General features: G+C 66.1%; 15 protein-coding genes. 10 read left to right on the top strand and 5 right to left on the bottom strand.

Translation table 11 applies throughout. The annotated features are described in order from the left end of the window. Window position 1 precedes the first annotated feature (1 nt). Window positions 2-430, top strand: a complete 429-nt coding sequence (locus VFW45_08415) for an SUF system Fe-S cluster assembly protein (GenBank protein HEU5180802.1) — start codon at window positions 2-4, stop codon at window positions 428-430. Between the two features lie 131 nt (window positions 431-561). Here VFW45_08415 and VFW45_08410 read toward each other — a convergent pair whose 3' ends face one another. Further along, entirely contained in the window at window positions 562-3,240 is a 2,679-nt protein-coding gene (locus VFW45_08410) for a protein kinase (GenBank protein HEU5180801.1), read from the bottom strand. Between the two features lie 155 nt (window positions 3,241-3,395). On the opposite strand from VFW45_08410, the gene VFW45_08405 reads away from it, so the two are divergent. The 3 genes from VFW45_08405 to VFW45_08395 are packed head-to-tail and all read left to right on the top strand — an operon-like array spanning window position 3,396 to window position 6,711. Continuing rightward, window positions 3,396-4,124, top strand: coding sequence for a class I SAM-dependent methyltransferase (locus VFW45_08405; protein HEU5180800.1), 729 nt, complete (start codon window positions 3,396-3,398; stop codon window positions 4,122-4,124). Next, window positions 4,121-6,337 (top strand): ATP-dependent RecD-like DNA helicase, encoded by a 2,217-nt coding sequence (locus VFW45_08400; GenBank protein HEU5180799.1) that lies wholly within the window; start codon window positions 4,121-4,123, stop codon window positions 6,335-6,337. Before VFW45_08405 ends, VFW45_08400 begins: the two co-directional genes overlap by 4 nt. Window positions 6,338-6,354: 17 nt before the next feature. Further along, on the top strand, window positions 6,355-6,711 hold the full coding sequence (locus VFW45_08395; protein HEU5180798.1) for a hypothetical protein: 357 nt from the start codon (window positions 6,355-6,357) through the stop codon (window positions 6,709-6,711). A 110-nt stretch (window positions 6,712-6,821) separates the two neighbouring features. On the opposite strand, the gene VFW45_08390 is transcribed toward VFW45_08395, so the two are convergent. Genes VFW45_08390 through VFW45_08380 form a run of 3 tightly spaced genes read right to left on the bottom strand, consistent with a single transcriptional unit; the run spans window position 6,822 to window position 8,620 of the window. Continuing rightward, window positions 6,822-7,580 (bottom strand): class I SAM-dependent methyltransferase, encoded by a 759-nt coding sequence (locus VFW45_08390; protein HEU5180797.1) that lies wholly within the window; start codon window positions 7,578-7,580, stop codon window positions 6,822-6,824. Between the two features lie 4 nt (window positions 7,581-7,584). Then, window positions 7,585-8,067, bottom strand: a complete 483-nt coding sequence (locus VFW45_08385) for a hypothetical protein (protein HEU5180796.1) — start codon at window positions 8,065-8,067, stop codon at window positions 7,585-7,587. 7 nt (window positions 8,068-8,074) lie between these two features. After that, entirely contained in the window at window positions 8,075-8,620 is a 546-nt protein-coding gene (locus VFW45_08380) for a DUF5946 family protein (protein HEU5180795.1), read from the bottom strand. Window positions 8,621-8,871: 251 nt separating this feature from the next. Between VFW45_08380 and VFW45_08375 the strand changes: the two genes are divergently transcribed. After that, window positions 8,872-12,930, top strand: a complete 4,059-nt coding sequence (locus VFW45_08375; protein ID HEU5180794.1) for a hypothetical protein — start codon at window positions 8,872-8,874, stop codon at window positions 12,928-12,930. A gap of 62 nt (window positions 12,931-12,992) precedes the next feature. Here the strand turns inward: VFW45_08375 and VFW45_08370 are convergent, their stop codons facing one another. Then, a complete protein-coding gene (locus VFW45_08370; GenBank protein ID HEU5180793.1) occupies window positions 12,993-15,032 on the bottom strand; it encodes an aconitase family protein in 2,040 nt (679 codons plus the stop codon). Window positions 15,033-15,224: 192 nt separating this feature from the next. On the opposite strand from VFW45_08370, the gene VFW45_08365 reads away from it, so the two are divergent. The 5 genes from VFW45_08365 to VFW45_08345 form a co-directional block, all read left to right on the top strand. Next, window positions 15,225-16,529, top strand: a complete 1,305-nt coding sequence (locus VFW45_08365) for a hypothetical protein (GenBank protein ID HEU5180792.1) — start codon at window positions 15,225-15,227, stop codon at window positions 16,527-16,529. Then, complete coding sequence (locus VFW45_08360) at window positions 16,526-18,427, top strand: acyl-CoA dehydrogenase family protein (GenBank protein HEU5180791.1); 1,902 nt, start codon at window positions 16,526-16,528, stop codon at window positions 18,425-18,427. The genes VFW45_08365 and VFW45_08360 overlap by 4 nt, the downstream gene beginning before the upstream one ends. 90 nt (window positions 18,428-18,517) lie before the next feature. Further along, window positions 18,518-19,183 carry a metal-dependent transcriptional regulator gene (locus VFW45_08355; GenBank protein ID HEU5180790.1) on the top strand — a complete coding sequence of 222 codons (666 nt, stop codon included), beginning with the start codon at window positions 18,518-18,520 and terminating at the stop codon, window positions 19,181-19,183. Further along, a complete protein-coding gene (locus VFW45_08350) occupies window positions 19,180-21,123 on the top strand; it encodes an Nramp family divalent metal transporter (protein ID HEU5180789.1) in 1,944 nt (647 codons plus the stop codon). The genes VFW45_08355 and VFW45_08350 overlap by 4 nt, the downstream gene beginning before the upstream one ends. Before the next feature lie 39 nt (window positions 21,124-21,162). Next, the coding region (locus VFW45_08345; GenBank protein HEU5180788.1) for a hypothetical protein at window positions 21,163-21,470 on the top strand (308 nt) is incomplete at its 3' end.

The following is a 21,470-nucleotide window of genomic DNA, read 5'->3' as shown; positions in this document are numbered from 1 at the left end:
CATGAGCGATGAGAATCTGAAGGACGAGACGCTGGGGCCGGCGAAGTCTCCGGAGCAGCCAGAGCCGTCAGCGGTCCCCGAAACCGCCGCCGGTGCGGGAACACCGGTCGCCGCCGCCGGCGGAGGCGACGATCTCGAGAAGCAGGTCGTCGACGTGCTGCGGACCTGCTACGACCCCGAGATTCCGGTGAACATCTACGAGCTGGGATTGATCTACAAGGTAGATGTCGCTCCGGCCGGCGCGGTGCGCGTCACGATGACCCTCACCTCGCCGATGTGCCCCGTGGCGGGTTCCCTGCCCCCCGAAGTCGAAGCCAAGATCCGCAACGTCCCGGGCGTCACCGACGCGAAGGTCGACGTCGTCTGGGAGCCTCCCTGGACCCCCGCCATGATGTCCGAGGCCGCCAAGCTCCAGCTGAACATGATGTAGGTTCGGCCACCGTCCATCCCGCCTCGCTGCGTTGCGCCTCGCTACGCACCACTTTGGTACGAGGCACTGCGGCGCGCCTTGCGATCCGGGCGGCTCGGTAGCCTCCAGTGGGACAGATGGAAACTTGCCGCTTACTGGACGTCCATGAGCCAGATGTCCGCTTCGGAATCCACCTCGACCAGATAGACGCTCTTGCCGTCGCGCGACATGGCTACGTTGAAGGAGTCGAACCCGCCCGGCAGGTCGATAGGGAGCTCCCGCTCCTTGCGTGTCTTCGGGTCGAAGACGAACAGGGACCGGACGCCATCGACTGAGTAGAGAAGCCGTCCATCGGGAAGCCAGAAAGGACTCTCACCGCGCGGTGTGAGCTGCTCATAAGTCTTCGACGCGACGTGATAGAGGACGATTCCGCCTTGCTCGGCTCCCTGGCGGTTGAGGGTGCCCGCAATCGTCGATCCGTCAGGCGACCAATCGTGCGGAACGACGCCGGCGGTGGAGCTGAGCGGCGGAATTTCCTCCACCGGGGCGTTGCCTCTTGGCCAGGGCACCATGGATTGCGTCAGAACGTGCGTCATGTGGGTGATCAGCAGGCGGTCTCCCCCGGGTGACCAGAGTGGGTAAATCGTGTTGCGGATCGCGTCGTCCAGAGGCTGCAGATCGCTGCCGTCGGAGCGGACCGTGTAGATCTCGTAATCGCCGCCCCGGTCCGAGGCGAAAGCGATACGATCCTCCTGGGACGACCAATGGGCGATCCGGTTGCGCGAGTCGGAAGCGGCGATGCTGCGCCGCGAGCCGCTGGCCAGGTCCATGACGACGATCTCTTCGCGTACCACGCCGACCCGGCTTCCCGCCGATCGCGTGGTGTAAACCAGCGACCTGCCGTCGGGGGAGACGGAAGGCCAGATCATGGCGCTCGATCCCCTGAGGAGCGGCTTGGGATCCAGGGTCGCCTTCCCCCTGGCCAGGTCCAGCGACACGCGCCGTAAGGCGGAGAATTCTACCGAAGCGACATAGGAGATGCGGCGCCCGTCGTGGGAAACGGCCGGCGAATGAATCGAAGTGGAGGCGCCTCGTGTCACCTCTTCCGGCGGGCCGAGACTCTTCCCGGTGGCCTGGTCGATCGAGATTCGCCATAGATTCATAATCCCACCGCGCTCACTCGAGAAAAAGAGGAATTTCCCGTCCGGCGACCAGGCCGGCGCCCAGTCCAGAGGCGGGTCCTGCAGGACGGGGACGGGCGTTCCTCCCGCGGCGGCAATCGTCCACAGGTCGCGCTGCCCGCCGCCGAGCGGAATCGCCCAGTAAGCGATGCGGCTTCCGTCCGGAGACCAGGCCGGCTGCACGGCATCCCCCTCGAAGATCCGCTGCTTCTTTCCCGTCTTCACCTCGATGACCCACAGCTCGCTGAGCGCCGGGCGGCCGGTGGGATTCGTGAAGTCGGCCGTCTGCACGGCGATTCTCTCGCCATCGGGAGACCAGGCGGGCCGAAAGCCGAAATCACTGAGTCGCAGGACCGACTCGCCCGTCGCGCCCATGACGAAAATCCCACCGCCGTCCCGCTTCGAGCGAAACGCGATCCGCTCTCCATCCGGAGAGAAGGCCGGCTCGATGTCGTCGTCGGGCGAGTCCGCCGTCAGGTTCGAGGCGTTGCTGCCGCCGACCCTCTGCACGTAGATGTCCCAGTTCCCGGAGGCTCTCCCCGCGTAGGCCACCATTTTCCCGTCGGGCGACAGGCTGGGCGTCACCTCTTCGCCCGCCTGATCGGTGACCTTCATCTGCGTTCCCTGCAGTCCGGCGGCGGAGCGGGCGGCCGGCCCGGACCCGCGGGAGCGGGAGAGCACGAAGAAACCGGCGGCCGCCACGGCGGCCACGGCCACGACGAGGCCGCCCGCGATCCAGGAGAGGGTCCGCGAAGGTACGGCCGCGGACGGTGTGGAGGTCGCCTCGATGACGCCTGAGTCCACCTCGCGGCGCAGATCCGCCAGCTGGTTGCGAACATCCTGCGCGCTCTGCGCGCGTTCCTCGGGATCCTTCGCAAGACAATGGCGAATGATCCGGCTCAAGTGCCGTGGCAGCTGAGGGTTCAGGTCGGTCGCCGAGGAGGGAGAATCGCGCAGGATCGACGAGATCATCGAAGCCTGCGTGTCCCCCTGGAAAGGCCGGCGTCCCGTGGCCATCTCGTACAGCACGATGCCGAGCGAGAAGAGATCGGTCCGGAAATCGACCGGCTTTCCTTCGACCTGCTCGGGCGACATGTAAGCCACCGTCCCCAGGATCTGCCCCTGCTCCGTCAGGTGCCGCGTCGGCAGCGCGCTGGCTTCTGCGCCTTTCCGGGGCGCCTCCTCCAGCTTCGCCAGGCCGAAATCGAGGACCTTGAGCCGGCCGTCGGAGCCCACCAGGATGTTGTCGGGCTTCAGGTCGCGATGGACGATGCCGGTCCGGTGCGCCGCCGCGACCGCATCGGCGAGAGGGATCGCCAGGTCGAAGAAGCGTCGCAGGGGAAGGCCGTTCTTCGGAAGAATCTCCGAGAGGGTCTTCCCCTCCACCAGCTCCATGGTGATGAAGTGGATGCCGTCCGCTTCCTCGACCGAATGGACCGTCACGATGTTGGGATGGTTCAGGGCGGCGACCGCCGTGGCTTCCAGCGCGAAGCGGGCCCGGCGGGCCGGATCGCCGGTCACGCCGGAGGGGAGGATCTTCAGGGCCACGCGTCGGTGCAGCTTGAGATCCTCCGCCGCATAGACCTCGCCCATGCCTCCGGCGCCGATCTTCTCGAGGATCTTGTAATGCTTGATCGTCTTGCCGATCATGGCTCCGGCGTCCGGATGAAAGATGCGAAGATTCCCCCCGCTGGCTGGGGATGACGGCGGGTGACGTATTCTACTCCAGCAGGGTCGGGCCTGGGCCGGCGCCAAGGCCCTGGGCGTGTATTTCCTTACCGGCGAGGTCCCTCCCGGGAGTTTCAATGACCGTCCGAAAGATAGGAACCTGGAAGGACGCCCTGCGCCGTCGTCTCGAGGCCGCGGAAAGCATCGTCTTCGCGGGGAGCGGCGAGATTGCCCCGGTTCTGTCGCAGGTGGACGGCTACCTCTACGGTCACGAGGCGGCCTTCTTCTACCGCCTCGCCCGGGAAAGCCCGGGAAGCGGGGCCGTGGTGGAGATCGGCTCGTTTCGCGGCCGCTCGACGCTCTGCTTCGCGCTCGGCCTGCGCCGGCGCGGCGCCGGCCGTGTGTTCGCAGTGGATCCCCATGTCTATCGCACCGAGGCGGAGCTGCGGGAGAATCTGGCCCACTTCGGCGCGGAGGAGTGGGTGAGCGTCGAAGTCGCCCCATCGAGGGAGTATGCGGCTGGTTGGTGCGGCCCGATCCGCATCCTGCTGATCGACGGCGACCATTCCGAGGAGGCGGCCCGCGGGGACCTGGAGGCCTGGCTGCCGCATCTCGAGCCCGGAGGCTTCGTGCTCCTGCACGACTCCACCGATCTCGCGGCCCATCCCGGCCCCCGAAAAGTGGCCGAGGAATCCTTTCGTGCCGGTCCCTGGTTCGACCAAATCGGAACGCTCGGACTGACCACGTGGGGACGCAGGGCCGGAAGCGGTTTAGACTATCGCCCCCGGGTCTTCGGCTCCGGGGTCATGGATCGCGCCCTGCATCTGAAGAGGCGCCTGCGGAAAAGGAGCCGGAACATCTCATGAGCCGGGAAATTCCCGAATCGACGCGGCTCGAGGGGATCCTCGAGCGGGTCGTCTACGCCAACGAGGAGAGCGCCTGGAGCGTGGTACGCCTCACGGTGACGGGGAAGCGCGATCCCGTCACCGCGGTGGGCAACCTTCTGGGAGTGCAGCCGGGCGAGAGTCTGCGGATGTCGGGGCGCTGGGTCCTGGACCGGCGCTTCGGGGAGCAGTTCCGGGTCGAGGCCTTCGAGACGCTAAGGCCCGCGACCGTGGCGGGCATCGAGAAGTACCTCGGCTCCGGGATGGTCCGCGGGCTGGGACCGGTCATCGCCCGGCGCCTGGTGGAGACCTTCGGCGCCGACACGCTGGAAATCATCGACACCCATCCGGAGAGGTTGTCCGAAGTCGAAGGGCTCGGCCCGGTGCGCATCGAGGCGCTGCGCCGCGCCTGGGTCGAGCAGCGCGACGTGCGCGAGTTGATGGTCCTCCTGCAATCGCTCGGTGTGTCGCCGGTCTTCGCCGGCCGCATCAGCCATGCCTACCAGGACGACGCGGTCACGGTCATCAAGGAGGACCCTTACCGACTGGCGCTGGAGATCTACGGTATCGGCTTCAAGACGGCCGATCGGATCGCGCTGGGGCAGGGGATGCCGCGCACCTCCACGCGCCGGGCGCAGGCCGGCCTGCTGCATGTCCTGGAAGAGAGCACCTCGGACGGCCATTCCTTCCTGCCCCGCGGATTGCTCGTTTCGACCGCCGCCAAGCTCCTCGAGGTGGAGGCGGCGATCGTGGAGCAGGCGCTCGCGGAGCTGGTCCCGACGCGCTGCATCGTTCTCGAGCCGGGGGAGGGCGGGGGCCAGGATGCCATCTTCCTCCCCCCGCTGCATACGGCGGAAATCGGAGCCGCGGCCCGGATGCAGGCGTTGCTCGCCACGCCGGTGCGCCCCATCGAGATCGACGTGGACAAGGCGCTCGAATGGTTCGAGGCGCGCCGGCGGATCACCCTGGCGGAGGAGCAGCGCGAGGCGATCCGACGCGCCATGCACAGCAAGGTGCTGGTGATCACCGGCGGCCCGGGGACGGGAAAGACCACCCTGATCAACGGCATCGTCTCGATCCTGGAGAAGAAGGACCGTGTCATCCAGCTCGCCGCCCCGACGGGCCGCGCGGCACGCCGGCTGACTGATCTCACCGGGCGCGACTCGCGCACGCTGCACCGGCTGCTGGAGTTCAGCCCGCGCACCGCGACCTTCGAGAGGAACGCGGCGCGCCCGCTGGAGGTCGACCTCCTGGTGGTGGACGAGGTGTCGATGGTGGACATCACCCTGTTCTTCAACCTGCTCAAGGCGCTGCCCGCGCATTGCCAGCTGCTGCTGGTGGGCGACGTCGATCAGCTCCCCTCCGTCGGCCCCGGCAACGTCCTGCGGGATCTCATCGAATCGGGCGCGGTGCAGGTCTGCCGGCTGACGCAGATCTTCCGGCAGGCGCGGGAGAGCCTCATCATCCTCAATGCCCACCGCATCAACCGCGGCGACATGCCGCTCCTCAAGCCCCCCTCCGAAGAGGGCGATTTCGTCTTCATCGAGCGCGACGACCCGACCGAGGTCCTCGACGCGGTGAAGCGCCTCGTCTCGGAAGAGATTCCCAGGCGCTTCGAGCTCGATCCGATCGACGAGATCCAGGTGCTCACCCCGATGCATCGCGGCGAGGTGGGGGCCACGAACCTGAACCAGGAGCTGGGAGCGCTGCTGAACCGCAGGACGGAGCAGGTGTCGCGCGGCGATCGGACGCTGCGGGCAGGCGACCGGGTGATGCAGATCCGGAACAACTACCAGATCGACGTCTTCAACGGCGACATCGGCCGGATCGAGAGGATGGACCCGGAGAACCGCCAGGTCCAGGTGCGCTTCGACGATCGCGTCATCGCCTACGACAGCGCCGATCTCGACGAGCTGGTCCTGGCCTACGCTTGCTCGATCCACAAGGCGCAGGGGAGCGAGTATCCCTGCGTGGTGATCCCGCTGCATACGCAGCACTACGTGATGCTGCAGCGCAACCTGCTCTACACCGCCGTCACGCGCGGCCGCAAGCTCGTGGTGATCGTGGGAAGCAAGGAAGCACTGGCGCTCGCCGTCGAGAACAGCCACATCGACCGGCGCTACACACGCCTCGCCCGCCGCCTCGCGCCGCTCGCCCAGATCCCTCGAACGTCCCCTTCCCCAAACCTTCCATGAATCAGGAGGAGAATCCGATGTCTCGATCCCTGAAGCCGGGAAGTATCTCTCTCGTAGCGTTGTTCACAGCGGTGCTGTTCGTGTTCGCCTTCAATACCGCCTCCGGCGGTCCGGTGACCAATGACAGTCATGGATCTCCGGAGATAACGGCGCCGGCCAGCTCTCGTACCGCGGATTTCCAGGCTCCAGAAACTCTCGCCTTCCAGGCACTCAACGGCGGAGCCTGCAAAGCGGAGTCTGCGGGCGAAATGTTCTCTGCCAAGCCTCCGGGCCGTCCCAAGACCTGCCGCTGCAGCTGCGGCGCTCCCTGCCAGACGGACGCCGATTGCGGCGGCGCCCTCGGCTCCTGTCGCGTGGGCGTGACCTGCTGCTGATTCCTTGAGAGTTTGAGATTCATCGGCCGGTGAGGAGCCTGGCTGGAGCGGCGCCTCACCGGCGGTCTTCTTCAGAGACAAGCCGGAACTGAACGCTCTGCAGCGGACCATCAAGCCGTTCGGCGGCCGACCCTTATCCCTATCTTCCAGACCAGACGGTGCTCGGAGTCGGGTGGCCCCCAATGCGGCGCCAGGGATTCCGCCAGGATGGGAAGGGGATCGCTGCCCGTGAGCTTCCGGTAGCGGGAGACGGCGGACCAGGTGCCGACGTAGCCGAGCAGGCGCGGCAGGCTCCAGCGAGCTTCGATGAACAATTGGGGGGCTGGAATCTCCTCGAAGGGAAAGGGGATGGTCGTGTATTCGGCATCCACGAGTGCCCGCTCGGGGGGCCAGCATCCTTTGATCGTCTCGTTGTAGAAACGCTCCTGCGCCGCGTCGAGGGCCCGGTCGTCCGGAATCCGCACGGCGGAGTAGCACCAGCATGCCAAGACCCCGTTCTCGACCAGGACGCGCTTCGCCTCGCGGAAGAAGGCGTCGCGATCGAACCAGTGCAGCGCCTGCGCGACGGCGATCAGGTCGATGCTCGAATCGGCCAGCCCGCTCTGCTCCGCCGGCGCCACGAGGTAGGTAACTTTAGGATGGTCGGGCGCCGCGGCCAGCTGCTGCTCGCTCGCGTCGGTGGCGATCACCTGATCGAAGTGCAGCGCCAGATCCAGGCTCGCCTGGCCGTTGCCGGCGGCGCAATCCCACGCAACGCGCCGCTCGGGAGCGATGTCGGCCAGGAAGTTGAACAGCGCTTCCGGATAGCGGGGCCGGAACTCCGAGTAGGCTTCGGAGACTCCGGAGAAGTGATCCTTGAACGACCACATCGGTTCAGGACTCCCGCGACCGCCAGGCCAGATACGCCCAGGCGGCCAGCCCGAGGCCGCTGAGGAGCGGCAGCGCGATCAGGTGCAGCACCATGAAGCGCGAGGAATTGCCGGAGCCGAGCGCGCCGTGCGTCGGTCCCATCATGCCGGTGAACGAGGCGCCCATCACCAGAATCAGGGAGAGCACGACGGTGAGCGCGCCCAGCAGCTCCCGGTTCTCCTGGTCGACCACGCCGCGGCTCACGAAAGTCCCGGTCGCGAAGGGTGCGGCGACCCAGGCGGACATGACCAGGATCTGCGCCAGTCTGCGATGGATGCCCAGCGGCAGCCCGAACAGGCCCGACGCGAGTCCCAGGCTCCAGATCGCCAGCAGGCCCAAAGCCGCCGCCAGCGTCAGGATCGCGCTGGCGCGCGGCAGCCGGGTCGCCAGCACCCATCCGGCCGCGCCGAGCAGGGGAACCAGAAGGAACCTCGAGGCTTCCAGCATCTTGTGTCTAGGTCGAGGTCGAGGAGGCCGGCGGGCTGCTCGCGCGCTGCGAGGCCGCGGCGGGCAACTCCACATACTGCGAGACCAGCGCGGCGATGGCGGCATGATGATCGCTCCACGCCCGCCAGACCTGCGCGGCCCAATCCCGGACGATCCGCGCATGCGCCACCGGCGACCCGGCCGTCGCCACGTCGAAAACCGTCAAGGGCCCGATGAGCTCCGGCGGAGTGAAGTGCGGCCACACCTTCATCTCCGTGGCGAGTCGCTGGAGTTGCGGAGGAACTTTGGTGGGCGCGATTCCCCGCTCCTGCGTCAGATAGAGACCCGCCAGGTGAATGAAGACCGACTTGTCGGGATGGGGACCGCCGGCATGCTGCACGGCGTACGTGTCGACGGTCATCATATGGACCTGGCCGAAGAGGGGCGCGTTCTGGAACTCGGCCCCCAGGACTTCGGTATAGACCGACCAGCACTCGGGTGAAGCGTTGTAATACTGATCGTAGACGGCCTGGCTCCCGGGCATCTCCAGGCCGCATCCGGGACACTTCTTCATGGCTCCCGAATCCCTGCCCTTCCGGGGGTTCGCATGCAAGGCGTCAGGCACTCGAAGGCGGCGGGTACCGACCCCTCCATAAATAGTCCGTGCAAATCCCCCTCCCGACGCGTTTACCTAGTATAGAGGCTCCATCTCCACTTGCGCCCTGAAAGTTCGTCCAGGCGGGACATGAAGGTCCAATTCGCCTAAAAGCTCGCGGCAACCGCCGGATCCGGGTCCTTCGGAAAGGCACCCAAGAGGAGGAGACCATGCGCGGACGGAGCACCGACCTGCGGACCTTCGGGGTCGTTGCCATGGTCCTGATGTTGCTGGCGATCTCCTTCGGGACGTTTGCCTACATCTATATATCCCGCCAAAGGACCTATCTGATTACCCGAAACTTCCGGCTTCTGGGCGCCCAGAGCGACCGGCTCACGCTGATGATCGAGAACTATGCCAATGACGTGCTGGGAAACATGGTGAGCAAGTCCTGGGACGCGTCGAAATCGAAATCGGGAAGCACCTGCAACAAGGAAATGTTCTCGAAGAACCTGAAGGAGCAGCTCGAGCTTGCGCCTGCGCTGAAGCTTGTCGGTGCCCCGAGCCTGGAGCCCCGTCACAAGCAGGAGCCCGGCGTGGTCCTGGCACCGATTCAGGAAGGGGGCCAATTCAGATTGGAATTCCAGTTCACGGGGGCGGCTGGTGATCGCTGTGTCGCGAGCTTCCGAGTCGCGACGGCCCTGGACGAATTGCTGGGCACGATCAACGACCAGCCCTTCGACGATCTGCTCATCGTTGACAACGACACGAAGGTCATCTACCGGCGGGCGAACTCGGGACCCAGGCTCACGCAAATCGGCGTCGTCACGAATGAATCAGGGGAAGAGGTGCCGTACAGCAAGGTCCTGGCCTCGACCGACGTCTACCTCTTGAACCTGGGCGGCGCCCCTTACCGCCTCTTCGTTCAGCCGGTCAGGGTTTCCCTCTCCAAGGGGCGCCCGGAAGCTCCTTCGTCCGAGTCCGTGGTCAATTGGAGCCTGTGCGGATTGGTGCGGAAGGACCGTTTCCGGGCCGAGAGCACGTCGCTCTCGTACACCTTGCTGATCGTCATCCTGTTTCTCTTCATCACGATTACCGCGAGCTGGCCGCTGGTCAAGCTCTGGAGCCTGCAGGCGACCGATCGTCTGGGCATCAGGGACGGCATCTTCATCAGCGCTTCCGTCCTCCTGCTGACCGGCCTGGCAGTCTTCTTCGTTCTCGACATGTGGAGCTACGTGCAATTGCGGGGCAAGCTGGACCTGCAGCTCCAGAGGTTCGCGGAGGAGATGGATAAACACTTTCATCTCGAACTCACGCAGCTGACCGCGATGCTGAACCGCTTCGACCGTTCCTCCTCGGACTTCAAGGAGCAAGAGCAGGAGAGGATTCTCGCGCATCCTCCGGCCTGGCTCGACATCGAGCGCGGCGCCCCTTACTTCGAAGTTCTCACGCTGGTCCACCCGGGGGCGAGGGCGTCGGCGGCAGGTGGCGCCGATAAGAGGGCCGGCAAGCAGTTCGCCAAATGGACGACCGAGCGACGGACCCGCGCGAATATCGACGTCAGCGAGCGGGACTACTTCCGGACCATCGACGAGGAGCGCGGGTGGCCGATGGCCGGAGAAGACAAGCCCTTTTTCCTCGATACCGTCCTGTCGGCGAATACGGGCCGGTCATTGTCGGTCCTATCGAGACCCGGTCCCTGCCGGGGAGGTTGCGTGGAGACCTTGATCCCTCACCTCGTCTCCTTGCGCGATGTCGTGGCTCCGCCCGGGTTCGGCTATGCCATCCTCGACGAGCAGGGACGCCTCCTCTTCCATTCCGACTCGAAGCGGGTGCTCGTCGAGGACTTCTTCGCCGAGTGCGACCAGAGCCGCGCCCTGCGGGCCAGGGTGAGCGCGCGGGCGGCCGATTGGGTCGACGTGTCCTATACAGGGCGCGGACACCGTCTGTATGTCACTCCGATGAAGGACGTGCCCTGGACCCTCGTCACATTCCGCGACAAGGAGATCGAGTGCACCGCGAACCTGGAGCTTCTCTCCGCCTCGATCATTCTCTACCTTCTGTACGCATGCCTCCTCCTGCTGCCGGCTCTCATCCTATGCTTCTCGGGCCCCGAGTGGATGTGGCACGACGCACGGCGCGCGCCGGCGGAGCGGCAGCTGCTGGCGGCCAACCTCGTGCTCATCCTGATCTGCGCGAGCCGGCTGTTCACGACGGTTCATCACCACATTCCCCTCATGGCATTCGCACTGCCGCCGTTTGCGCTCCTGCTGAATTGCGTCAGGTTGAAGGCCGAGACGGATTCCGCGTGGCGGCGAGCACCCTACTTCGCGGCCCTGACGGCCCTCCCCATGGTGCTCCTTGCGCTCGGTATCCTGGAGCGGCTCCAGGCCCATCGGGAGCCGCAACGGGACGGGATCCTGGCCGTGACGATTCTACAAGGCGTCGTCATGGGCGCATGCGTTCCGCTGGTCGCCTTCCCGCGCAGGCTCATCCGATGGCCTCGCATCGGCTCACTGAGAGGATCCTTCCCCTGGCCGAGCTCCCTGACGACCTACGTCCTGCTCGCCGTTTCTCTGGTCGTTCTCCTCAGTGTGGTGCCCGCGATCGGCTGTTTCCGGGCGACCCATGACACGGAGATGGAAGTACTCGTCAAGCACGGACAGCTCGGATTGGCGCGCGCCATCGCCGAGCGCAGGGAGAGAGTCAACCAGTACTATCGAGACATCCCGGCGACTCCTTCCTTCGTGGCGCATCGGCTGCAGGACAACACCGACCTTTATTATGGATTCTTCTTCAATACCACGGTTCTCCCTCCCCGAAATGACACGCCCCGCTGCACCTCCAGCAAGCACCGATTCGAGGAGGCCTCCCGGGGACATCTGTTCGACGAGGTTCTCGAGGTGATTCGGCCCCTCTACAACGAGTTTTCGGTGCAGACGCACAATCTCCTGCATGACTCCTCGGATGACTGCACGCGCCAATGGATTGTCGGTCCGGGCCACGTGTCCCTCGTGAAGGGACCCGGCGGGGCGGGGGATCATCTCCCCCTGGGATCCGAGGTGCCTCTCCTGTCGTTGCCGACCACGGCGCCGGGATGGCTTGGAGTGTTGCTGGGGTTCGCTCTCCTGCCCGTGCTTCTCTACCTGCTGGTGCGCTCGGTGCTGCGCAAGCTGTTCTGCATCGACCTGTCGCTCCCTTCGGCCCGACCTGCTGAGAACAGGGTCCTGGGCGAAGTCCAGGTGAATACCCTGGTGCTCGGCCCGCCGCTTTCTGGAAAGAGCCGGCTTATCGCGGGGCCCGAGTTCCAGCGGATCGACATTCGCCAGGTCGAGGCGGCGGGGAAATGGGACGAGACGCTGGCGCAGCTGGCGCCGCAGTCCGGGAAGGTCGTGGCCATCGACCACTTCGAGACGCTGCAGGACGATCCGGCTCGCAACCGCTGGAAGATGCGGCTGCTGGAACAGCTTCTCCTCATGAAGTGCCGCATCGTGGTCTGCTCGGCTGCCGACCCCATGAGCTTTCCGGTTGGCGGCGCCGAGGATGAAGCGAAGCCCGGCAAGGGAAACGAGCCGAGCCCGCGCAAGAGCCGGGAGCGGATTGACGCCGCGAGCCTGGATTGTTGGGCGCGGGTCTGGAGCACCTTCAGCCGAAGGTTCAATGCAACCGAGGACGAATCGGACGGCGTTTCGAGGGAGCGGCTGCAGGAGGCGATTGAGCGAGCGAAGCTACGCGCAGAGGCTGCCGTGGCGCTGCGGCTGGAATGCAGCCCAACCGCCACGCTGCGCCGCGTTGGAATGGATATCCTGTCTCTGCCTGTCGACGGACTCTCGAGCAAGGATCAGGTGATTGGCGAGGTCCTCGGGCGGGCGCAGGCCTACTACCGCTCCCTCTGGGCGACCTGCTCGGTGGAGGAAAAGCTGGCCTTGTTCGACCTCGCCGACGACCCGTTCATCAACGCCAGGCCTTCGGTGATTCGCAGCCTGTGGGAAAAGGGGCTGATCGCGCGCAACCCGGCCTTGAAAGCCATGAACGAGAGCTTCGCCAGGTACGTGATCCTTCTCGGACGCGGCGAGGGGATCGGCGGGATGCGCAAGGCGGCCTGGCAGCCCTGGCACACGATCCGCGGAACCAGCGTGGCTGCGGCCATCGTCGTGGCCTTCGTGTTCTTCCTCACGCAGCCTCAGTTTCTCAACCTATCGACCGCGTTCATCGGCGCGGTGAGCGCCAGCATACCTGCCGCACTGAAAATGTTTGAGCTGATCCGGGGAAGACGGGCCCAGTCTTAAGGGCGGGCGGCGCAGGGTCCCGCGAAGAGCCGGTCGGGGTAACGGGGTCTCGGCTCCCGTGGCTAGACTGCGAAGCGCTCGGGGTTCCAGGCGAGGCCGAGATCCGATGGAGAGGCGATGTAGCCGAGGAGCGCCGAGGCCGCCACCACCTGCGGGCTCGCCAGGTACCCTTCTCCTCCGACTCCCATCCGGTTCTGCCAGTTGCGATTGAAGCTGGTGACGGCGCGCTGCCCTTTGGTCAGGGCGTCGGGGCCCTGTCCGAAGCAGGGACCGCACCAAGATTCCCGGATGACTCCGCCGACGCTGCGGAAGACTTCACCGATCGACTCTCCTGCCAGCCGCGCCTCCGGCATCTCGATCCGCTTCTTGACCAGTCCGCTGCCCGGGAAGATGACGAATTCCGTCTTTCCCGCGATGCGGCTCGCGCCGGCATCGCGCGCCGCACGCAGGACGAGCGCCGCGCCGAGCAGATCTTCATAGCCGCCGTTGGTGCACGACCCGATGAGCGCCTTGTCGAAGGTGATCCGCTCTTTCGCGATCTCTTCCGCCGGGAAGGCGTTGCCCGGAGAGTAGGGCTTGGCCACCATCGGCACCACGTCCTGAAGCTTCAACGTCTCATCAACTTCGTACCGCGCCTCCGCGCCCGGCTGGACCTGCGGATAGGGCAACGAGATGCCGCGCTCCGCGAACCACCGGGTGGTGATCTCGTCCTGGGCGAAGATGCCGTTCTGCGCTTCTCCCTCGGCCATCATGTTGGCGATGGTGTTGCGGAACGGGATCGGCAGCTGACGATCGGCGTCGACGAACTCCACGCACATGCCGCGCGATTGCGCCGCGCCCCAGCGCCGCAGCAGCTCCAGCACCACGTCCTTGCCGTTCACCCAGGGCTGCAGCTTTCCCGCGAAGACCACGCGCCGCTGCGCCGCGAGCGTGAAGTAAATCGCCCCCGTGGCCCAGCCGTAGCCCAGCGTCGTGCTGCCGACTCCGAGTCCCACCGCGCCATAGGCGCCATAGGCTCGGCTGTGGGAATCGGCGCCGGGATAGAAGCCCCCCGGGACGATGAGCCCCTGCTCGGGGAAATAGAAATGGAATATCCCGTCGCCCGGCGTGGCGAAATAAGGAGACTCGATGCCGTGCACCTTGGCGAACTGGCGCGAGATCGAGGTCTGCCTCTCGTCCGCTTCCTTGCCGGTGAAGACGAAGTGGTCGCTGGCGAAAGCGGCACGCCGCGGGAAGATCGTGTTCCCCCCGGTAATCCGGTTGAAGGTGTAGATCGAAAAGGGACCGGTGCCGTCCGAGGCGGGGAGCAGGTCGGCGTAGACCCGCAGCGTCTCGCCCGGGGCGACACGCGCCGTCTTGTCGACGCGGTGGGCCCAGACGATCTGCTCGGTCGAGGTCATGCGCCGCGCCTCGCGCTCCGGCGGGAACCCGATCGCGGGCGGATTGCGCAGCGATTCAAGGAAATCGCGCCGGCCGACGGCGAAGATGCCGCCGCCGCGCCGGATCTCCTCCTCCCGCGCCGTGAGCGGCTTGACCGTGTACTGCCTCCCCTGGGTCACATTCGCCAGCTCGCGGCTGTGAGTGTCGAATCGGAACTCGTCGCCATCGCGCGCGTCGGCGACCGCCTCGGGCGATTGGACGACCTCCAGCCCCAGGTTCAAGGCGTTGCGCCGGAAGATGTCCCCCATGTTGTTGCCGCAGACGATCACCATCTCCAGCCCGGCCGCTTCCGCCACCCCCTTGAGCCCCGCCGGCGACATCTCACGCGACGAGCCGATGGCAAAGCGATCCCCGGCGATCAAGAAGTTCTCTCCGCGCCGCACCCGCTCTCCGAAATCGGGCATCAGGTAGCGGAACGAACCCGCCTTCCAGCGCTCGTCGAGCGTGTCGAGGCTCTCGGAGACGCAGTCGGCCGCGGGCGTGATCTGATCGGTGTCGATCGCGTCGAGCTTCTTGCCCGGATTCCTGGGATCGAAGAAGACAAGGGCCTTGCCGGTGATGACATGGCCGGCGTCGGCGCGGGTCTTTTCCGGTGCCGCCGCTGCTTCTGCTTTTTCGAGGGTCATTCCAGGCTTGAGCTTGGGGGGTTCGATCGGGCCCATTCCTTCATTCTCCCGTCGCGTCGCGCGCAATAGGCCTCCAATCTTATCAGAGACGCCCGGCTGTGAAGCCTTTCCGGCCGCGTCCGGCCCCTCCGACAGCCTCCTCCCGCAAGGGTTGACAGCCCCCGGCGGGCGGCTTAGCGTTGCGGTCGGTCATTCCCCGAGAGGGTTTACTTGCCCGCACGAAGAGCATTGTCGCGAATCGCCTGGATCCTGGTCGTATTCCCTATCACGCTGCTGCTTCTCGAATTGTGCCTGCGCCTCTTCCCGTCGCTCATCCCGCCTTTTCTGCTCGTCGACTTCAATCCCGCCGCCCGCGAGCAGATTGCGGCGCGCCTCGGATTTCCCACGGAGGCGACGGTGCGCTTCCTGGAGCGCACGGATGGCGGACCTCCCCGGAAGATGCGTCTCTTCCGTCCGCGCGCAAAAGTGACGCTCGACGTGCCGGACGATCATTTCGTCCACACGGTCGTCATGGACGAGGAGGGTTTCTGCAACGGCAGGTGGAGCAGCGCGGCGCAGCCGCGGCAGCGCGAGCTGGTGGCCCTGGGAGATTCGTTCACCTGGTGCACGGGAGTGGAGCCCGACCGGAGCTGGCCGGCCCTGGTCGCCTCGCGGCTCGACGCTTCGGCAATCAACCTGGGAAGCCCCGGGATCGGCCTCTACGAGCACCTCGAGATCCTCAGGCGCTTCGGATTGGCTCGACAGCCACGCGTCGTGATCCTCAACTATTACGAAGGCAACGATCTGCGGGACGCCCAGAGCTTCCAGCAATATCGCCAGGCGGTGGGAGCCGGCGCCGGCGCCCCGGCGCGGCGTGCCCTGAAAGGGCGCCCCCTGGGGAGGACCAGCTATGCCTACAACCTGGTGGTGGTCGGATCGCGGGCGATCCATCATGGAATCAGGAGGATACTGTACCGCGTGGCGGGGATCCCGACCGGGGAGGAGCCGCCGCCCGATTTTCACTATCGCTTGCGCTTGCCCGGCGGAGACATACCTTTTAATACAGGCAACGTGGACCAGGACGAGGTCAGGGCGGCGCGTGCTTTGCGATCGGGAGATCTCGATCCCGTAATCCTGACCGCGGCGCTCGAGGAGTTCATGAGGCTGTCCCGGGAGCACCGCTTCGTGCCGATTGTCGCCTACACTCCTTCGGCCTATACCGCCTACGAGGGACAGATCGACTTCCAGGATCCGGAGCTGGCGGAGCTGATGCCCTGGTTCAGCCGGCGCCAGCGCGAGTACCTTGCGACGAAAGCGGAGGAGATGGGCTTCGCCTTCGTCGATCTCACTCCGGAATTTCAGCGCGCCGCGCGCGATTCTGGAAACGAGGAGCTTCTGTTCTTTCCCGGAGTGTTGCACCTGACCGCCCGCGGCCACGAAGTCGCGGCCGCGGCGCTGGCCGCGGCCCTGCGGGGGCCCGCGGCGGGTGGTACAATGACGGCCGGCTCGTCGCAGCCCGCGTTCCCCCCGCCCGCCGGAAAGGATCGACCGTGAGCCAGAATCCCGAGAAGGTCATCACCGCGAGCGAGAGGGAAGCGCGCCGCGTCGCCGAGGAGGCGCGCGAAGCGGAATGGCGCCAGCCCAGCTTCCTGAAGGAGCTGTTCCTGGGCAGTTTCCGCCTTGATCTGGTGCATCCCTTCCCCGGGGTCGGCGAGGCGCCCCGCCCCGAGTTCCAGGAATTCTTCCAGCGCATGGAGCGCTTCCTGCAGGAAAGCGTGGATCCCGATCGGATCGATCGCGAAGGGCAGATCCCTCCCGAGGTGGTCCATGGGCTGAAGGCGATGGGGGCCTTCGGCATGAAGATCCCGAAGGAATACGGCGGTCTTGGCTTCTCGCAGGTGGAGTACTGCCGCGTCATGCAGCTGGTGACGAGCCACGACGGCAGCGTCACGGCGCTGCTGTCTGCGCACCAGTCGATCGGCGTCCCGCAGCCGCTCAAGATCTTCGGGACCCCGGAGCAAAAGAAGAAATACCTGCCGCGCTGCGCCGCCGGCGCGATCTCCGCCTTCGCCCTGACCGAGCCAGACGTCGGATCGGATCCGGCGAACGTCGCTACCACCGCCACGCGCAGCCCCGATGGCTCGGGCTACATCCTGGACGGCGAGAAGCTCTGGTGCACCAACGGCACGGTCGCCGAGCTGCTGGTGGTGATGGCGCGCCACCCCGACACGCGCAAGATTTCCGCTTTCATCGTCGAGACCGCCTGGCCGGGAGTCGAGGTCACCCACCGCTGCCATTTCATGGGCCTCAACGCCATTGAGAACGCCGTCATCCGCCTGCGTAACGTGCGCGTTCCGAAAGAGAACCTCCTGTGGGCGGAAGGACGCGGTCTGAAGCTGGCGCTGGTGACGTTGAACACCGGTCGCTTGACGCTTCCCGCCTCGGTCGCGGGAATCGGCAAAGTCTGCCTGGAGATCTGCCGCGACTGGGCCGGCAAGCGGGTGCAGTGGGGCCAGCCGGTCGGCAAGCACGAGGCGATCGGGCAGATTCTGGCCGACATGGCCGCCGGCACTTTCGCGATGGAATCGGTCTCCGAGCTGGCATCCCAGATGGCCGACAAGGGGGAGCAGGACATCCGGCTGGAAGCGGCCGTGGCCAAGATGTGGAATACCGAGACCGCCTGGAAGATCGCCGACCAGACGGTGCAGGTGCGCGGCGGGCGCGGCTACGAGAAAGCCGATTCCCTGCGCGACCGCGGCGAATCTCCCGTGCCGGTGGAGCGCATCCTGCGCGATTGCCGCATCAATCTGATATTCGAGGGATCGAGCGAGATCATGCGCCTGTTCATCGCGCGCGAGGCGGTCGACCGGCACCTGGCGGTCGCCGGCGCGCTGGTGGATCCCAAGGTCCCGGCGGGAAAGAAGCTGGCCGCGCTGCCGGGGGTGATCGCCTTCTATGCCGTCTGGTATCCGACGCGCTGGCTGGGATGGGGTCGGTGGCCTCGCTTCAGCGAGTTCGGCCCTCTCGCCGGGCACGTGCGCTTCGTGGAGCGCACCAGCCGGCGCCTGGCGCGCAACCTGTTCCACGCCATGATGGTCTACGGCGGCAAGCTGGAGAAGAAGCAGGCGCTGCTGTTCCGCGGCGTCGAGATCGGCGCCGACCTGTTCGCCATGATCGCCGCCGTGTCGCGCGCCCAGGCGATGCGCCGCGCCGGGGTGCCGGGTGGGGCCGAAGCGGTGGAGCTGGCCGATCTCTGCTGCCGCAACCTGCGGCGCCGTATCGCCGGCGGCTTCCGGGCCATCTGGCACAACGAGGATGCCGTCAAATACGGCGTCTCGCGCCGCGTCCTGGAAGGACGGCACCGGTGGATGGAGCAGGGAATCATCCACCCCCCCGAGACCGGGACGACCCGGCGGGTGGAGCGGGTCCCCGAGGAAGCCGCCCGCCGCTGAAAAAAATTTTCGCACAAAAGTTTTGCATTCCTAAACCGAAGTTTGTATATTCCTAACATCTCGATTCGGTCGGACAGGAATGGGGCCGGCATGAGCGACGTAGTCGACGACTACCTCAAGGCGATCTACCAGCTGGGGCGCGAGAAGCGTCCGGTCGGCACCTCGGCCATCGCGCGGCGGCTGGGAGTCGCCGAAGCCTCCGTGACCGGCATGATCCGCAAGCTGGCCGACCGCAAGCTGCTGCGCCACACCCCCTATCGCGGTGTGCGCCTGACCCCCGAAGGGGAGGCGGCGGCGCGCCGCATGGTACGCAAGCACCGCCTCTGGGAGCTGTTCCTGGTCGAGCACCTGAAATTCGGCTGGGAGGAGGTGCACCGGCACGCCGAGCGGCTGGAGCATGCCACCGACGATGAGCTCGAGCGCCGGCTGTTCGAGATGCTGGGCCGTCCGTCGCGCGATCCGCACGGCGATCCGATTCCGGCGCTGCACGGCCCCTCCGCCGATGACACGCCTCCGGTCCGCCTCGCGACGATGAAAGAAGGAGCGCGCGGCGAGATCCTGCGCTGCCTCGATCAGGACGCAGAGCTGCTGGAGCATCTGCGCGGCATGGGGATCGAGCCGGGCCGCCGCTTCCGCATCTCCGGCGTGGCGCCTTTCGGCGGGCCCATCAGCCTGGTCCTGGGACGACGGCGGGTGCAGATCGGCCCGGTGGTGGCCTCCGCCCTCGAGGTAAGGGAGATGAGGAAGACGGGATGAGCACTGAAGCCCGCGCCCTGCCGACCCGTTCCCTCGAGGAAGTCCACTCCTCCGTCTTCGTCGACCACACCAGCTTCTGGCGCCGCCTGTTCGCCTTCGCGGGACCGGCGTATCTGGTCAGCGTCGGCTACATGGATCCCGGCAACTGGGCCACCGACATCGAGGGAGGGGCCCGGTTCGGCTACGAGCTGATCTGGATCCTGCTGATGTCGAACGCCATGGCCGTCCTGCTGCAGACGCTGTCGGCGCGCATGGGGCTGGCTTCGGGCATGGACCTGGCGCAGGCGAGCCGGGCCTCCTTCGAGCGGCCGGTGGGGTTCGCGCTCTGGATTCTGTGCGAGGTGGCGATCGCCGCCTGCGATCTGGCGGAAGTGCTCGGGACGATCATCGGCCTGAACTTGTTGTTCGGCATTCCCCTGATGTGGGGCTGCTTCATCACCCTGCTCGATACCTTCCTGCTCCTGGCCATCCAGAGGCTGGGCATCCGCAAGATGGAAGCCTTCATTTTGACACTGGTCCTGACGATCGGCGGCTGCTTCCTGCTGGAGATCCTGCTGTCGCATCCGCAGTGGGGCTCGGTGCTGCAGGGCTTCGTCCCCAAGCTGTCGGGCTCCAACCCTTACGTCTTCTCGCACCCCGAGGCGCTGTTCGTGGCCATCGGCATCCTCGGGGCGACCGTCATGCCGCACAACCTCTACCTGCACTCGGCGCTGGTGCAGTCGCGCAAGATCGGCCGCAACCCGGAGGCGATCCGGCGGGCCTGCAAGTACAACCTGATCGACACGACGGTGGCGCTCAACGCGGCGTTCTTCGTCAACGCCGCGATTCTGGTGATGTCGGCGGCGACCTTCTACACGCGCGGCATCGAGGTGACCGAGATCCAGCAGGCCCACACGCTGCTGGCGCCGCTGCTGGGGACCGCCGTGGCTTCCACGGCCTTCGCCATCGCCCTGCTCTGCTCGGGGCAGAGCTCGACGCTGACCGGCACGCTGGCGGGACAGATCGTCATGGAAGGGTTCCTGCAGATCCGCCTCAAGCCCTGGGTTCGGCGGCTGATTACCCGCTCCATCGCGCTGATCCCGGCGGTCATCGTCATCGCCATCACCGGCGAGAGCGGTACCTACAAGCTGCTCATCGTCAGCCAGGTGATCCTGAGCCTGCAGCTCCCCTTCGCCATCATTCCTCTGATCCAGGTCACCAGCGACCGCAAGCGCATGGGAGAGTTCGTCAGCGCGCGCTGGGTGCGCGTCCTGGCGTGGATCTCAGCCGCCATCATCATCGCGCTCAACACCAAGCTGGTCTACGACCTGCTGGTGGAATGGATGGCACTGCCGCCGCCGGCCTCCACCTGGACGAAATTCGTCGCCCTGCCGATCGTCGTTGCCTGCCTGGGGCTGCTCCTCTACATCACGGTGCGTCCCTTCCTGCCCGGCCGCCGCGCGACGGGCGTGCCTGTTCCCCTGGAGGCCTCGGAAGTGCTCAGCGGCCTCGTCGTCCCGCAGGTAAAGGCCGCCGGACTGGCGCTGGATCGCTCGGTCAACGACAAGGGAGTCCTCGCCTACGCCTTCGGCCTGGTGCGGGATCCCAGCACGGAGCTGGTGCTCATCCACGTCCTGGAAGGGGTCGGCGCGCAAGTCTACGGCAGTGACGCCGAAGGGAAGGATGCCGCGGAGGCGCGGCGCTATCTCGACTCGCTCGTGGCCGATCTGCAGCTGCGCGGCATCCGGGCCCGCTCCATCCTGGGCTACGGAGTTCCCTCCAACGCTCTTGTGGAGATCGCCAAGCAGAACAAGCTCGATCTTCTGATCCTGGGCGGTCACGGCCATCGCCTGCTGGGCGACATGATGAAAGGCCAGACGATCTCCTCCGTCCGGCACGCCGTCACCATTCCGGTGGTCACGATCCGCCAGCCTCAGGGCAGCGAACCCTCCGTCCCCTAGATCCTTTATGATCCCGGCTGTACCCGAGGTGGAGGCTCCGTGGAACCCATTCCTCCCGAGCCGACGACCGGCACGCCCAAAGGCTATGTCTCCGACGAAGCCAAAGGGCGCTTCACCCTGCTCGCAGGGATCATCGGTTTCGTCTTCTTCCTGGTCCAGGCGGTCATCCCCTTCCTCCTGATGATGGCAATCCAGTGGACGATGCTTGGGTCCCGGAACATCTCGCCCCAGGTCTGGAACGCGGTCCTCTGGGACGGCGCCATCTGGTACGTGGAGGAGTCGCTCCCGAGGAGGGTGGCGTCAAGGCAGGAAGCCATGCTGCAGCGCGTCGATCCCTTTGATCCTTC

It is taken from the genome of Candidatus Polarisedimenticolia bacterium (genome assembly GCA_035764505.1).
GTDB lineage: Bacteria > Acidobacteriota > Polarisedimenticolia > Gp22-AA2 > AA152 > AA152.
The sequence above is the reverse complement of the archived record's forward strand: the minus strand, read 5'-3'. Positions and strand labels throughout refer to the sequence as shown.

Bases quoted from the DNA above. Each gene is read 5' to 3' on its own strand.
- VFW45_08410 (HEU5180801.1), bottom strand. From the start codon at position 3,240: ATGATCGGCAAGACGATCAAGCATTACAAGATCCTCGAGAAGATCGGC.
- VFW45_08415 (HEU5180802.1), top strand. From the start codon at position 2: ATGAGCGATGAGAATCTGAAGGACGAGACGCTGGGGCCGGCGAAGTCT.
- VFW45_08385 (HEU5180796.1), bottom strand. From the start codon at position 8,067: ATGCTGGAAGCCTCGAGGTTCCTTCTGGTTCCCCTGCTCGGCGCGGCC.
- VFW45_08405 (HEU5180800.1), top strand. From the start codon at position 3,396: ATGACCGTCCGAAAGATAGGAACCTGGAAGGACGCCCTGCGCCGTCGT.
- VFW45_08355 (HEU5180790.1), top strand. From the start codon at position 18,518: ATGAGCGACGTAGTCGACGACTACCTCAAGGCGATCTACCAGCTGGGG.
- VFW45_08375 (HEU5180794.1), top strand. From the start codon at position 8,872: ATGCGCGGACGGAGCACCGACCTGCGGACCTTCGGGGTCGTTGCCATG.
- VFW45_08390 (HEU5180797.1), bottom strand. From the start codon at position 7,580: ATGTGGTCGTTCAAGGATCACTTCTCCGGAGTCTCCGAAGCCTACTCG.
- VFW45_08400 (HEU5180799.1), top strand. From the start codon at position 4,121: ATGAGCCGGGAAATTCCCGAATCGACGCGGCTCGAGGGGATCCTCGAG.
- VFW45_08380 (HEU5180795.1), bottom strand. From the start codon at position 8,620: ATGAAGAAGTGTCCCGGATGCGGCCTGGAGATGCCCGGGAGCCAGGCC.
- VFW45_08395 (HEU5180798.1), top strand. From the start codon at position 6,355: ATGTCTCGATCCCTGAAGCCGGGAAGTATCTCTCTCGTAGCGTTGTTC.
- VFW45_08370 (HEU5180793.1), bottom strand. From the start codon at position 15,032: ATGGGCCCGATCGAACCCCCCAAGCTCAAGCCTGGAATGACCCTCGAA.
- VFW45_08350 (HEU5180789.1), top strand. From the start codon at position 19,180: ATGAGCACTGAAGCCCGCGCCCTGCCGACCCGTTCCCTCGAGGAAGTC.